Origin of the sequence: Pararhizobium sp. LjRoot235 (assembly GCF_964254145.1) — a bacterium.
In the GTDB taxonomy this organism is placed as follows: Bacteria; Pseudomonadota; Alphaproteobacteria; order Rhizobiales; family Rhizobiaceae; genus Pararhizobium.
Window position 1 is genome coordinate 2,140,265 of sequence record NZ_CAXUSP020000001.1, and the last position, 13,924, is coordinate 2,154,188.

At 61.2% G+C, this 13,924-nt stretch carries 7 protein-coding genes and 1 pseudogene; 6 read left to right on the forward strand and 2 right to left on the reverse strand.

The genetic code is table 11. The features are described 5' to 3' along the window. The first annotated feature begins 13 nt into the window (after positions 1-13). Positions 14-5,340, forward strand: a pseudogene (locus ACSQ2Z_RS10205) (DUF4082 domain-containing protein). Between the two features lie 49 nt (positions 5,341-5,389). Beyond that, positions 5,390-5,665, forward strand: coding sequence for a hypothetical protein (locus ACSQ2Z_RS10210; RefSeq protein WP_436081096.1), 276 nt, complete (start codon positions 5,390-5,392; stop codon positions 5,663-5,665). A gap of 174 nt (positions 5,666-5,839) precedes the next feature. Here ACSQ2Z_RS10210 and ACSQ2Z_RS10215 read toward each other — a convergent pair whose 3' ends face one another. Next, the gene (locus ACSQ2Z_RS10215; protein ID WP_436081097.1) at positions 5,840-7,780 is read right to left on the reverse strand and encodes an LTA synthase family protein; all 1,941 of its coding nucleotides are present in this window, start codon (positions 7,778-7,780) and stop codon (positions 5,840-5,842) included. Positions 7,781-8,071: 291 nt separating this feature from the next. Between ACSQ2Z_RS10215 and ACSQ2Z_RS10220 the strand changes: the two genes are divergently transcribed. The 3 genes from ACSQ2Z_RS10220 (at position 8,072) to ACSQ2Z_RS10230 (ending at position 11,443) form a co-directional block, all read left to right on the forward strand. After that, positions 8,072-9,751 (forward strand): NAD+ synthase, encoded by a 1,680-nt coding sequence (locus tag ACSQ2Z_RS10220; protein ID WP_436081098.1) that lies wholly within the window; start codon positions 8,072-8,074, stop codon positions 9,749-9,751. Between the two features lie 23 nt (positions 9,752-9,774). Further along, a complete protein-coding gene (locus tag ACSQ2Z_RS10225; RefSeq protein WP_436081099.1) occupies positions 9,775-10,602 on the forward strand; it encodes a TolB family protein in 828 nt (275 codons plus the stop codon). A gap of 112 nt (positions 10,603-10,714) precedes the next feature. Then, positions 10,715-11,443 (forward strand): NYN domain-containing protein, encoded by a 729-nt coding sequence (locus ACSQ2Z_RS10230; protein ID WP_436081100.1) that lies wholly within the window; start codon positions 10,715-10,717, stop codon positions 11,441-11,443. Positions 11,444-11,570: 127 nt separating this feature from the next. On the opposite strand, the gene ACSQ2Z_RS10235 is transcribed toward ACSQ2Z_RS10230, so the two are convergent. Then, positions 11,571-12,599: a LacI family DNA-binding transcriptional regulator gene (locus ACSQ2Z_RS10235; protein WP_436081101.1), complete on the reverse strand. Its 1,029-nt coding sequence runs from the start codon at positions 12,597-12,599 to the stop codon at positions 11,571-11,573. A 103-nt stretch (positions 12,600-12,702) separates the two neighbouring features. Between ACSQ2Z_RS10235 and ACSQ2Z_RS10240 the strand changes: the two genes are divergently transcribed. Further along, on the forward strand, positions 12,703-13,896 hold the full coding sequence (locus tag ACSQ2Z_RS10240) for a phytanoyl-CoA dioxygenase family protein (RefSeq protein WP_436081102.1): 1,194 nt from the start codon (positions 12,703-12,705) through the stop codon (positions 13,894-13,896). The last annotated feature ends 28 nt before the right edge of the window (positions 13,897-13,924 follow it).

Here is a 13,924-nt window from a genome sequence, read left to right on the forward strand (position 1 = left end):
CACCGACACTTTGGTGGTAACGGGAGCGGCGACGATCAACCTGTCGTCTGCCGACCAGAGTTCCGGCGACACGGCGAATATCACCGGTTTTGAGAACGTCAACGCGAGCGGATCGAGCGTGGCCCTCAGCCTGACCGGCAGCAGCGCCGCGAACGTGCTCAACGGCGGGTCCGGTGCCGATACGATCGTCGGCGGTGCCGGCACGGACACGATCGCCGGCGGAGCCGGCAATGACACGATCACCTATGACGGGTCGGATACGTCGATCGCCGGCGGGGCGGATATCGACACGCTGCTGGTCAACGGTGCGGCGACGATCAACCTGTCGTCGGCCGACCAGAGCTCCGGCGACACGGCGAACACGACCGGCTTCGAGAACGTCAATGCGACCGGATCGAGCTCGGCGGTCAGCCTGACCGGCAATAGTGGCGCCAACGCGCTCACCGGCGGCTCGGCAAACGACACGCTTAACGGCGGCGGCGGCAATGATACGATCGACGGCGGCGGCGGAACAGGCGACACGGTGGTCTTCAGCGGTGCATTCGCGAATTATACGATCTCCCTGGCAGGGGCCACCTACACGATTGCCGACAACCGCAGCGGCGCGCCGGATGGTGCCGATACGGTCACCGGTGTCGAAAATTTCCAGTTCTCCGATGGAACGCGCACCGCAAGCCAGCTCAACCCGAAGAACAAGATTGTCCTGGAGAACCAGAAGCAGTGCAATCCGGTCAGCGAATGGGGCATCACCGGCGACGGCGACGTCAACATCCAGGGCTTTGCAACCGAGATCAGCACCAATATCGGTGGGACGGTCAGTTTCAAGATCGCCACCGATTCTACCGACTACCGGATCGAGATCTACCGGCTCGGCTACTATGGCGGCGCCGGCGCCCGCAAGGTGGGGACCGTCGATGTGAACCTCGCATCCGCGCAGGTGCAGCCGCATCCGATCGTCGACATGTCGCGCGGCCTGATCGATTGCGGCAACTGGTCGGTCTCGGCAACCTGGGCCATCCCTTCAGACATGGTCTCCGGCGTCTACATCGCCAAGCTCGTCCGCGAGGACGGCACGGCAGGCGCCAGCCACATCCCCTTCATTGTCCGCGACGACAGTTCCACCAGCGATATCGTCTTCCAGACTTCCGACACCACCTGGCAGGCTTACAATGCCTGGGGCGGCGCCAGCTTGTATTATGGAGAAGTGCCCGTCGATCCAGCCGATATGATCGGCTACAGGCCGCCCAACTGCGGTTGCGGCCTGACCGCGATCGGTCGAGCCTCGGCAGTCAGCTACAATCGCCCGTTCATCACCAACACCAGCCCGATCGGCGGCACTCACGATTTCATATTCGGGGTCGCTGGCTCGAGCAGAACGGCTATGACGTCTCCTACGTCTCCGGCGTCGACGCAACGCGAAGCGGCAGCCTGTTGCTCAATCACGAGGCTTTTCTTTCGGTCGGCCATGATGAGTACTGGTCGGCTGAACAGCGCACCAACGTCGAGGCGGCGCGCGACGCAGGCGTCGACCTTGCCTTCTGGAGCGGCAACGAAGTCTACTGGAAGGTTCGCTGGGAAACCAGCATCGACGGCAACGGCACGCCCTACCGCACGATGGTCTGCTACAAGGAAACCTGGGGTGGGACCCCAGATCCGAGCTCCACGGGCACCGGTACCTGGCGAGACCCGCGGTTTGCCCATCCAGGGCAGGAGCCGGAGAACTCGCTGACCGGCACCATGTTCACGGTGGACAGCTACCGGCAGGACACGATCACCATCCCTTACGACTATTCCAACCTGCGGTTCTGGCGCAATACAGACGTCGCCGAGCTGCAGCCGGGCCAGACCTACTCCCTTGTCCAGAACCTGCTCGGCTACGAGTGGGACTCCGACGTCGAAAACGGCTACCGGCCCGCCGGGCTGATCAACATGTCGCTGTCGACGGTTTCGGTTAACACCTATCTGCGCGACTATGGCACGACGGTCGGTCCCGCCGATGTGACACATAGCCTGACCATGTATCGGGCTGAAAGCGGCGCCCTCGTCTTCGGTGCGGGTACCGTCTTCTGGTCCTGGGGGCTTGATTCGAACCATGAGGGGGCGAATACACCAACCGATCCGAATGTCCAGCAGGCGATGGTCAACATGTTCGCCGACATGGGCATCCAGCCCGGAACGCTCGACGCAAGCATGATCCTGGCGACGCAATCAACCGACACGGTCAAGCCGACCTCGACCATCACCTCTCCGACCTTGGGCGCGAGTTTCGTCGAAGGACAGAAGGTCACTGTCACCGGCACTGCACAGGATTCCGGCGGCGGCATCGTCGCGGGCGTCGAGGTGTCCCTTGATGGCGGCCAGAGCTGGTGGAAGGCCACGGGCCGCGAGGCCTGGACCTACAGCTGGGTCGTGCAGGCGTCCGGGACCTACAACATCATGTCTCGCGCGGTGGACGACAGCCTCAACCTGGGCAACCCTTCCGCGAGCACCCAGGTCACGGTCAACCTGCCTTCGACATCGAGTGTCTGGACCCTTGCCAGCAAACCGCAAGTCGAAACCAATCTCGACCGGGACGGAGTTGAACTTGGCGCCCGCTTCCAGGCATCGACGGATGGCGTTATCAATGGCATTCGGTTCTACAAGGGTTTCTACAATGTCGGCCAACACGTCGTCAGCCTGTGGACTTCCACCGGCACGCGGATAGCCACCGGCACGTCGTCCGGCGAATCCATAACGGGCTGGCAGACGGTGACGTTCTCGAATCCGGTGCGGATTGCTTCTGGAACGACCTATATCGCGTCCTATTACACCGGTGGATATTGGTCGTCGAACGACAACTATTTCACGTCGAGCTATACGAACGACCTGCTCACGGTTCAGGGCGGTGTCTACGCGTATACCAGCAGCAACGGCGTGTTCCCGGGCAACAGTTCCAACACAAACTACTGGGTCGACGTCGTATTCACGCCGGACCCCAACCAGGCGCCGACAGCGACGGCCGATTCGGGGTTCTCGGTCGGCAAGAACGGGATGCTGCCGATCTCCTTCACCGCACTGGTGGCCAATGACAGCGATCCTAACAACGATCGGCTGACGGTCAGCGCGGTCAGCAATGTCACCAATGGAACCGCGACGCTGGATACGCAGACAGGCAATGTCATCTACACGCCCAACACCGACTATAGCGGGCCGGCAAGCTTCACCTACACGGTTTCGGATGGGCGCGGCGGCACGGCGACCGCCAATGTATCCCTGACAGTTGAACAAGACGCCGCCGGCGTGTCGCTGTTCCAGTGGACAGAAGGGCCAGCGGGACCGGCGGTCAGCGACGGCCAGCCACTGGAGCTTGGAATGAAGTTCACCGCATCCGTGGCCGGCACGATCACGGGCATCCGCTTCTACAAGCCAGCCACTGCCACCGGGTCGCACAGCGGTTCGCTGTGGTCGTCAACGGGCACGCTGCTGGCAACCGTCACCTTCACCAACGAATCCACCAGCGGCTGGCAGACCGCCGCCTTCTCCAATCCGGTCGCGATCACCGCGGGAACGACCTATGTCGCCTCCTACCACACGACCGGAGTCTATGCGACTACCGCGAACTATTTCAACAGTGCGAAGGTGAACGGATCGCTGACGGCCCCCTCATCAGCGACAAGCGGTGGAAACGGCCTCTATGTCTATTCGTCTGGCACCGCGTTTCCAACGACTGCCAGTTTCCAGGCCTCCAACTATTGGGTCGACGTCGTCTACAACCGTTCGACGGTCAACACCGTGCCGGTTGCCAGCAACGACAACGGCTTTACGGTCTCCAACAGCAACTCGATTTCGATTGCCGCATCGACGCTGCTTGCGAACGACAGCGATCCCGACGGCGATCCTCTGACGATCACCAGCGTGGGCGGCGCCACAAACGGCACAGTGGCGTTCAACAGCCAGACCAACGCCGTCACGTTCACGCCGACGTCAGGTTATATCGGGCCGGCAAGCTTCTCCTACACCATATCGGACGGGCGCGGCGGAACGGCGTCTGCCGTCGTAGGCTTGACGGTGGGCCAATCGGAGACGACGGTGAACCTGTTTTCTCCGTCCAACGCGCCGAGCACCGCTTCCGCCAACGACCCCGGGTCCGTGGAACTGGGCGTGAAATTCGTTGCCTCCTCCGCCGGCATCATCACCGGGCTGCGCTATTACAAGAGCGCCCAGGACACCGGCACCCATACCGGTTCGCTGTGGAACGGCGGCGGCAATCTGCTCACGTCTGCAACCTTCACCAACGAGAGCGCCAGTGGCTGGCAGACCGTGACCTTTACCCAGCCGGTCTCGATTTCCGCGGGGGCTACCTATGTCGCAAGCTATCACTCCAATGGTTTCTATGGCGTGACGCCGAACTTCTTCGCCACCAGCTATACGAACGGCCCGTTGACGGCGCCCTCCAGCGCGTCGAGCGGCGGCAACGGTGTCTATGCCTATGGCACGAGCAGTCTCTTCCCGACCGCCACCTACAGTGCGTCGAACTACTGGGTGGATGTGCTCTACGAGCAGGCGACGGGAAATCTTAGCCCTGTAGCAGTCGACGATTCCGGGTTTGAGACGCCATTCAATACCGCGTTCTCCGTTCAGGCGAGTACACTGCTTTCGAATGACAGTGACCCCAATGGCGATCCGGTGGTCATTACCGGCGTCGGAAGCGCCGTGAACGGCACCGTCGCCTTCGACAGCCAGCCGAATGCCGTCACCTTCACGCCGACGAGCGGCTACTCCGGCCCGGCGAGCTTTACCTATTCCATATCGGACGGGCAGGGCGGAACCGACACGGCGCAGGTGTCGCTCAACGTCGTTCCCCAAGGCGAACAGAACGTGTTTTCGTCGGCCAGCACGCCGGCGACCGTGACGGTGAACGACCCCGGCGATGTCAATCTCGGCATGAAGTTCCAGGCGGACGTGGCCGGCTCGATTACCGGGATCCGCTTCTACAAGGGCCAGAGCAACACCGGCCCGCACACCGGATATCTCTGGACGTCGACGGGAACGCTGCTCGCAAGCGCCACCTTCACGAACGAGGGCGCCGGTGGCTGGCAATCAGTCAATCTTGCCCAACAGGTGGCGATCCAGGCAAACACAACCTACGTCGTCTCCTACAGCACCAATGGGTTCTATTCGGCGACGAGCAATTTCTTCAGTTCCGGCGTAGACAACGGCAATCTGCATGCCCTGTCGTCGGCGCTCAGCGGCGGCAACGGCGTCTATGCCTATGGCGCAACCGGGCTGTTCCCGACGAACAGCTACAACAGCACCAACTACTATGTGGATGTGGCGTTCAGGCCGCAATTGGCGGCGTAGAGGCGGGCTCGACGGGAAACAGGCGGCCGCGCGATAGATGGAGTATACGATGAGTACCGAACTCTACGCCGACGGCATCGGTGAAATCACGGTCAGCACCTCGATCGTCAGAATCGATCTGATGAGCCTCTCCGCCACCGAAAAGGACGGGAAGAACAATCCGAAACCGGTTTTCCGCCAGAGGATCATCATGCCCGTCGATGCCTTCGCCAACGCCGTCGACCTGATGCAGCAAGCGCTGGGCGGGCTGGTCAAGGCCGGCGCGGTTCATCGATCGTCCGATGTCCTGAAGATGCCGAAGGCCGTCCCCGCCGAGGCGCGCTAGGTTCGTCGGCACCGCGATTTACAAACCGTGTTCGGGTTGACACCCGTCTTCGGATTGGTGGCGACGGATTCCGACCATTCTGGTTGTTTCATGATTTGTGCCCTCAAGCAGTATCCCGAAGGCAAATCGCCCGGACAGTGCTTCCGGCCGTTGGTCGCTGCCCGTTAGACCTCTCTAAGGAGCCATTCCAATTGCGATCGCAAACAGATCCGCGTGCGAATGGAAGAACCGGTCGGTCCCGAAACGCTTGCCGAACATCATATCGTGCTGCAGGAAGCGATAGTCGCGAATAAGAGACGGAACCGCCTTCTTGCGGCCCCAGGCGAGCGTATCCTTGCCGGCGGTATCGACGAGCATGTAGCGGTCGATGACGTGATACTGGTCGAAGACATTGCCGAGGAAACCCGTGTAGTAGGGATGCTCGAAGCCGCCCTGCTTGAGGATCTGATAGGACAGGAAGGCCGGGCTGATCGTGCCGATATCCTTGACGGGGCCGGTCTTGTTCGACCAGACCACCAGCGGCGTCTCGTGCTGCGCCTTCATCTGCTCGAGCGAGCCCTTGCGCGAGGCCGTGACGTCGTTCATGTAGCCGGTATTCGGGTAGACCGTGTTGAGCGGCGGCAGGTGATCACCGAAGAGCACGATGATCGTTTCGCGGTCGCGTTCCTTTGCCCAATCCATCAGCATCTTCAGGCTGTCGTCGGCTTCCTTGATCCCTTGCGCATAGGTCGCCAGCACCTGCCGGTCGCCTTCCGGAAGGTTTCCTTCCACCTTGATGGTATTTTTCGCGTAGCGGTTCGCTTCATAGGGGCCGTGGCCCTGCAGCGTTACGGTGAAGAAGAAGAACGGATCGCGCAGCTGATCGGCTTCGCGGATGATTTCCTTGGTCAGCGCCTCATCCGAGGCGAACATGCCGCGCTTCTGCATGGCCGGCAGGTTCTCTTCCGACCGGAACTGTTCGAAGCCGAAGGCCTTGTAGACGGCACTGCGGTTCCAGAACCATTTCTGGAATGGGTGAACGGCGCGCGCGACATAACCTTCGCCGCGGAAGAAGGTGGCCAGCGACGGGATCGGGTTGCGGATATACTGCTGGTAGGGAATGCTGCCATAGGGCAGAAAGGCGTTCGAAAAGCCCGTCAGTGCTTCGAACTCGACATTGGCGGTCATGCCGCCGAACTCCGGCGAAAACACGTTGCCGGACTGCATCTTGCGAATGGTCGGCATCGGATCGGGCGACAGCTTGACGTTCGGCAGGCGCGTTGGATCCCAGAAGGATTCGCTCATCAGCACGATGACATCCGGCTTGCCGCGATGCGTCGTGCCGGCCGGCACCGGCTTTGTCGGGATCTTGTCGATGGCATCGGACATGTAGCCTGCCGGTGCCGTGACGTTTGCCATCGGCAGGTTGAGGGCGAACGCCATGATGAAGCCGTTATGGCGATAGTTTTCCGTCTGGTCCCACATGATCGGGATGACCTGCAGACGATCGCGCACCCAGGAGAAATTGTTGTAGTCCATGATGTGGTAGAAGGAGGCAAGCATCGGCAGGGCGACCGCCAGCCGCGCCAGCCGCTGGCGGCGTGCCAACAGTGGAAAGCGGCGCCAGGCGAAACGGGCAAGCCAGGCAAGGGCGATGATCGAGGCGATGAGGCCGACGACAATGCCGGCGGCGGTCCAAGGGCGGTCGCGCACGAGGACAGGCATCAGTTCCATGATCTGGCGCCCGAAGAGAAAATCGGTCGGATAGAGCGGGTCGGAAAGAAAAATCTGCTTCTGGCGGCTGACGAGCGCCGGGATCAGCGCGAGCGGGGCGATCAGGACAACGCTGTAGTTTTCGCGCCCGAATGCAGCGTCGAATGCCAGGAACAACAGAAAAAAGACGCCGACCGTCGTCCATGCCGGGCGCACCGGATCGAGGAAATACGATACGGTCTCGGAGGCCGAACTACGCGCGATCCACTCAACGGCGAAGATGAGAGTAATCGACAGCAGCACTGACAGAGAAAGGCGTCCTGCGATCGACAACACTTTGCCGTAGCGGGCGCCGAACGCGATAGAGGGGCCATAGACCTCGGTGGCGGTGGCAGCATGGACTGCCGATTCAAAATTGGCCAAGGCCTTCTCCAATTTTCACAAAACTGTCGTCTCAATGTCATACAGATGTCATCTTGAATGGAGGATGAATAAGCCGGTTAAGGCTTTCTCTGTGCCTTTTCCGTCCGGATTCGATGCGCGAAACGCGCACGCTGGCGCGGTCCTGCGGTTGTGCCGTGGGGCCCAGATCCCGAGCCGGCGCTTTTTTTCTATTTTGACGGCAGGCACGGGTTTTTTTGGCGCGGAATGCGTTAGATATCTCCCCGGGTGCCGCCGCATCCGCGACAGCAAGAAAAAGTACGGGCCTGTTTCATGACCGAGCAAAAGACCATTTCGAACACGTTCCGCATCGCCGTTGCCCAGCTCAACCCTGCTGTTGGCGATATCGCCGGCAATCTTGCCAAGGCGCGCGAAGCCCGCGCCGACGCGGCCCGCCACGGGGCCGACCTGCTTCTTTTGACGGAACTCTTCATTTCAGGCTATCCGCCGGAAGACTTGGTGGTGAAACCCGCATTCCTGAAGGCCTGCCGCAAGGCAGTCGATGCGCTGGCGGCGGACACCGCCGATGGCGGACCGGGGATCGTGATCGGGTTTCCGCGGCAGGACAAGACGGGGCGTTACAATGCAGTCGCGGTCCTTGACGGCGGGCAGGTGATCGCGATTCGCGACAAGGTGGATTTGCCGAACTATGGCGAATTCGATGAAAAGCGGGTGTTCGATCAGGGACCAATGCCCGGACCCGTCAATTTCCGCGGCGTGAGGCTCGGCATCCCGATCTGCGAGGATATATGGGGCGAGCTCGGTGTGTGTGAAACGCTCGCCGAAAGCGGCGCCGAGCTCCTGCTGGTGCCGAACGGATCCCCCTACTACCGCGCCAAGATGGACGTCCGCCACCAGGTCGTGATCCACCAGGTGATTGAGACCGGCTTGCCGATGCTCTATGCCAACCAGCTCGGCGGCCAGGATGAGCTGGTTTTCGATGGCGCAAGCTTTGCCGTCAATACGGACCGGCAGATCGCCTTCCAGATGAGCCAGTTCGAAGAATCCGTATCGATTTCGGAATGGAAAAAGCAGGAGAGCGGCTGGGTTTGCACGCCTGGAATGATGTCGCGCCTGCCGGAGTTGGAAGAGGCGGATTATCGCGCCTGCATGCTGGGCTTTCGCGACTACGTCAACAAGAACGGCTTCAAGAACGTCGTGATCGGCCTCTCCGGCGGCATCGATTCGGCCATCTGCGCGGCGCTCGCCGTCGATGCGCTCGGCGAAGAGCGCGTGCGCACCGTGATGCTGCCCTATCGCTATACGTCGTCGGATTCCTTCAGGGATGCCGAGGATTGTGCCAGGGCGCTCGGCTGCCGCTACGATATTGTCCCGATCGAGGAGCCGGTCCAGGGCTTCATGAGCGCGCTTTCGGAGATGTTCGAGGGCACGGAACCGGGCATCACCGAAGAAAACCTGCAGAGCCGTACCCGCGGCACGATCCTGATGGCGCTTTCGAACAAGTTCGGCTCGATGGTGGTGACCACCGGCAACAAGTCGGAAATGTCGGTCGGCTATGCGACGCTCTACGGCGACATGAACGGCGGCTTTAACCCGATCAAGGATCTCTACAAGATGCAGGTCTACAGCCTGTCGCGCTGGCGCAACACGACCGTGCCGTCCGGTGCGCACGGTCCTTCCGGCGAGGTGATCCCGAAGAACATCATCGACAAGGCGCCCTCTGCGGAGCTTCGCCCGAACCAGACCGACCAGGATTCCCTGCCGCCCTATCCGGTGCTGGACGATATCCTTGAATGCCTGGTCGAAAAGGAGATGGGCACCGAAGAGATCGTCGCGCGTGGTCATGACGAGGCGACGGTGCACCGCATCGAGCATCTGCTCTATATCGCCGAATACAAGCGCCGCCAGTCGGCGCCGGGCGTCAAGATCACCAGGAAGAATTTCGGCCGCGACCGCCGCTATCCGATCACCAACCGGTTCCGCGATAGGTAGTTTTCGGAACGAGGGGAAACGATATGCGCAGTTCGGTTGAAATCTGCACGCTTGAAACCGGCGAAAGCCGCGTCGTCTGGCAGACTGAGCAACTGGTCGAAGCGCCGAATTGGTCGCCGGATGGACAATCGCTGGTCATCAATGGCGACGGACTGCTCTATCGGCTGCCTCTTTCCGGTGGCGAGCCGGCGTTGATCGATACCGGCTTTGCCCGCACCTGCAACAATGACCACGGCATCTCGCCCGACGGTAAGACGATCGTCATCAGCGACAAGACCGAGTTCGGCGCATCCACGATCTATACTCTTGCGGCGACGGGTGGTCTCCCGAGGCAGGTGACGCAGAACAGGCCGTCCTATTGGCACGGCTGGTCGCCGGATGGAACGACGCTTGCCTATTGCGGTATCCGCGACCAGGTCTTCGATATCTATACGATCCCAATTGAAGGCGGCGACGAGACGCGGCTGACCTTTGGCGAGGGCCGAAACGACGGCCCCGACTATAGTCACGATGGAAAATGGATCTACTTCAACTCCAGCCGGACCGGCCGGATGCAGATCTGGCGTGTACGCCCGGACGGCTCGGAGGTCAGGCGCATCACCGACAGCGAGTTCGGCGACTGGTTTCCGCATCCATCGCCCGATGGAAAACACCTGCTTGTGCTCTCCTATGACGGCGACGTCTTCGATCATCCGCGCGACCTCGATGTGCGGCTGCGGCTGATGGATCCGGACGGCGGCAATGCGCGCGTCCTGTTCGAGCTGTTCGGTGGGCAGGGGACAATCAACGTGCCCAACTGGTCGCCCGATGGCAGGGCGTTCGCCTTCGTGCGGTACGAGCCGGTGCCTTGAGGGGGTAATTTGAGTACGCCTTTCGGTGGTTGTGTCTGAGCCTTGTGCGCAATTATTCCTTTTCCTATTGTTTTCTAAAACAGGGGAACGGGAAATGCCCATTCATCACCGAGTGGCCGTACTGATCGATGCGGAAAATGTTTCGGGAGATTTCGCCAGCCACGTCCTGCGGGAAGCCGGCGCATATGGAGCGACGGTGACGCGCCGCGCCTACGGCGATTTTGCCCAAGGCAGAGGGTCGGGCTGGCTCGCGGTGGCACCGGCCCATGCGGTTGACACCATCCAGGTTTCAAGCCCGTGTAACAGCAAGAATTTCAGCGACATGCGCATGACGATCGATGCGGTGGAACTGATGTTTGCCAACAAGGCCGATGTTTTCTGTCTTGTGTCCTCGGACGGTGATTTCACGCCGCTTGCGATCCACCTGCGTGGAGCCGGGAAGGTCGTGGTCGGCATCGGCGCGAAGCAGGCATCCACAACGTTTCGCCAAAGCTGCGACTTCTTTCATATCGTCGGTCGACCCGCTGCTGTTCCGGTGCCGGTTGCCGCGACGCCGAAACCTCAAGCGAAACTCGAGCAGAAGCCGGCAAAACCGCAGGCATTGTTGCCGCTCTTAAGCAAAGTCTTCAAAACGCTTGTTGCCAACGCGGATTATGGATGGGTCTCACTTCCGAGTCTGGCAGCGGCTTTGCGAGAGGTTGATCCAGACTTCACAGTAAAGTCCTATGGTTCGGCCACCTTGAAAAAGGCGCTTCTGCGAGAACCCTCACTCGAATTGCAGGAGCGTGAAAAAGGGATGTTCGTTCGCGTGAAGCGTGGGATCGCAGTCATTTCCGCGTGACGCGTCATCGCCGCTAGCCTACGTCTCGATCAGAGCGGGCAGACAAGGCGGTCTGTGGCCGCAATCGCATCCAGACGGCCGATGATCTCCTTGATGCGCTGCTTCCGAAGCCGGACATGCCGCCTGGCTAACGCACCCATGCCGCTATGTTGTAGGGCGTGATGACTTCGACGGCCGAGAGGTGTGTTCCTTTCGAATTGGCCAAGGCCCCGCGGCGGCCGATGATCGCACGGAAGGCCGTGCGGACATCGGCTTTCAGATCATGATGCAGAATGAAGTGGATTTGTCCGCTTCGCAGCAGATCGAGATTGTCGGCATCGAGATCATGCGCGACGAAAATGGTGCAGAGCCTGGCGGCCGCAGCAATAGCGGCAAGCACCGCCCGGTTTCCGCCGCCGATCGAATAGACGGCGCTGATGCCGGGATTGGCGGACAGCGCCTCTGCCGCGAGTGCACCGGTTGCTTCGTCTCGGCCAAGCCCTTCGCTGATTTCCACGATGCCGATCGACGGGTAGCGGTCGCGCAAAGTTCGGCGGAAACCGATCTCCCGTTCCTCTTCGCCCCGGAACCGGCTGCTCGACAGCGTCACCAGAACGGTCGCCGGACTTCCAGCGAACCGCTCGCCGATCAGATAGGCGGCGGTCTCTCCGGCGGCCCTGTTGTCCGCCCCGGCATAGGCGGTGCGCGGTGCGTTCGGCAGGTCTGTAACCAGCGTCACGACGGGAATGCCTGACTGTTCGAGCCGGACGACGGCGGCGCTGATATCGGGAACGTCGGGCGCCTTCAGCACGATGCCGTCGGTGCCGCGCAGGCGAATGCGGTCAAGCACCTGGACGATCTCGTGCGGCCGCATCGTCTCGGCAAAATGGAAACGGGACCGGAAGATCGTCGGCAGGAAGGTGAGGCTCTCGCTTTCGAAGGCGTCACGGACCGCGTTGGTGAATCGCTCCGGGGCCTCCATGACGATATCGATGCCGAATTTGCGGCCTTGAACCTCCATGCCGGCCTGCTGCGTTTCCAGTTCGCGGATCGCGGCGCGCACGCGCATTTCGGTCTGCTTGCGAACGCCGTGCCGACCGTTGAGCACCCGATCGACGGTCGCCGTGCTCAAGCCTGCCTGGAAGGCGATATCCTTGACCAGAAACTCATGCGCCATCGTGATTCCGTTCTGATGGTTTTTTGATGGATTTCTGCTCTATATCACAATTCTCCGCCGCGTATAGTCGGCCATCGAACGGCATCCAGCGGGAGGAAAAAGGATGAAGACCGACAATGTCCTGAGGCAGCGCGCCGATCGAGTGTGGCTAACGGAAGCGGCCTGCGACCTGGAGGATTTCCGTGCCGAAGTGGAGAAAACCACCCAACGCGACGACTATCCGCATGCTGCAAGCGTCGAGAAAAACGTGCTGATTTATGACGGTGCCAGCGTTCTGAAGGCGGCGTCGAGCGAGGAGAGACGTCGCGCGGTGCTCGCAGAGATCTGCGAGGCCTTCGCGACCGGGCCGGGCGTCGTCGTTCTGAAGCGGGCTTTCGAGGATACGGCGGTCATCGATGCGGCAAGCGGCATCTTCGACGAGATCATCAACGAGCAGCATCGCACCAATACCGGCGGCGGCGATCATTTTGCCAAGCCTGGCGCCAATGACCGCATCTGGAATTCGTTGGAAAAGCACTGCCTGACGGATCCGGAGAATTTCGCGGCCTATTATGGCAATGCGCTGATTGCGCTTGTCAGCGAAGCCTGGCTTGGACCGAGCTATCAGATGACGGCGCAGGTCAACCGGGTCAATCCGGGCGGCGCGGCGCAATTGGCGCATCGCGACTATCATCTCGGCTTCCAGACATCCGCTGCGATCGAGCAATTTCCGGCTCATGTGCATCGGCTGTCGCCGGTGCTCACCTTGCAGGGTGCGGTTGCCCATTGCGACATGCCGCTCGAAAGCGGGCCGACGCTGTTCCTGCCCTACAGCCAAACCTATGTGCCCGGCTATCTGGCAACGAAACGGCAGGAATTTCGCGACTATTTCGATAGGAACCACGTGCAGCTGCCGCTGTCGAAGGGGGATCTGGTGTTCTTCAACCCGGCGCTCTTCCACGCTGCCGGCACCAATCGTTCGGCCGGCATCAAGCGGGTCGCCAATCTGCTGCAGGTTTCCTCCGCCTTCGGCCGGGCGATGGAGACGGTTAACCGCGAGCGGATGAGTGCAGTGCTCTATCCGGCCCTGAAAGCCATGCTGGCCGATGGCCGTCTATCGGCTGCGCAGGCGGCCAATGCGATCGCGTCCTGCGCGGAAGGCTATTCCTTCCCGACCAATCTGGACCGCGACCCGCCGCTCGGCGGTCTGGCACCGAAGACGCAGGCGCAGTTGATGCATGAGGCGCTGTCCGGCGGGTGGGAGGCGGAGACCTTCGCTGCCGCGCTTGCAGCACAGGCGCAGAAGAAGCTGAGCTGATGCCAAACTCGCCAAATATTTCAAACTT

What these genes read in the sequence shown, in the direction of transcription:
- ACSQ2Z_RS10220 (WP_436081098.1), top strand. Translation starts at nt 8,072, where the DNA reads ATGACCGAGCAAAAGACCATTTCGAACACGTTCCGCATCGCCGTTGCC.
- ACSQ2Z_RS10210 (WP_436081096.1), top strand. Translation starts at nt 5,390, where the DNA reads ATGAGTACCGAACTCTACGCCGACGGCATCGGTGAAATCACGGTCAGC.
- ACSQ2Z_RS10225 (WP_436081099.1), top strand. Translation starts at nt 9,775, where the DNA reads ATGCGCAGTTCGGTTGAAATCTGCACGCTTGAAACCGGCGAAAGCCGC.
- ACSQ2Z_RS10240 (WP_436081102.1), top strand. Translation starts at nt 12,703, where the DNA reads ATGAAGACCGACAATGTCCTGAGGCAGCGCGCCGATCGAGTGTGGCTA.
- ACSQ2Z_RS10235 (WP_436081101.1), bottom strand. Translation starts at nt 12,599, where the DNA reads ATGGCGCATGAGTTTCTGGTCAAGGATATCGCCTTCCAGGCAGGCTTG.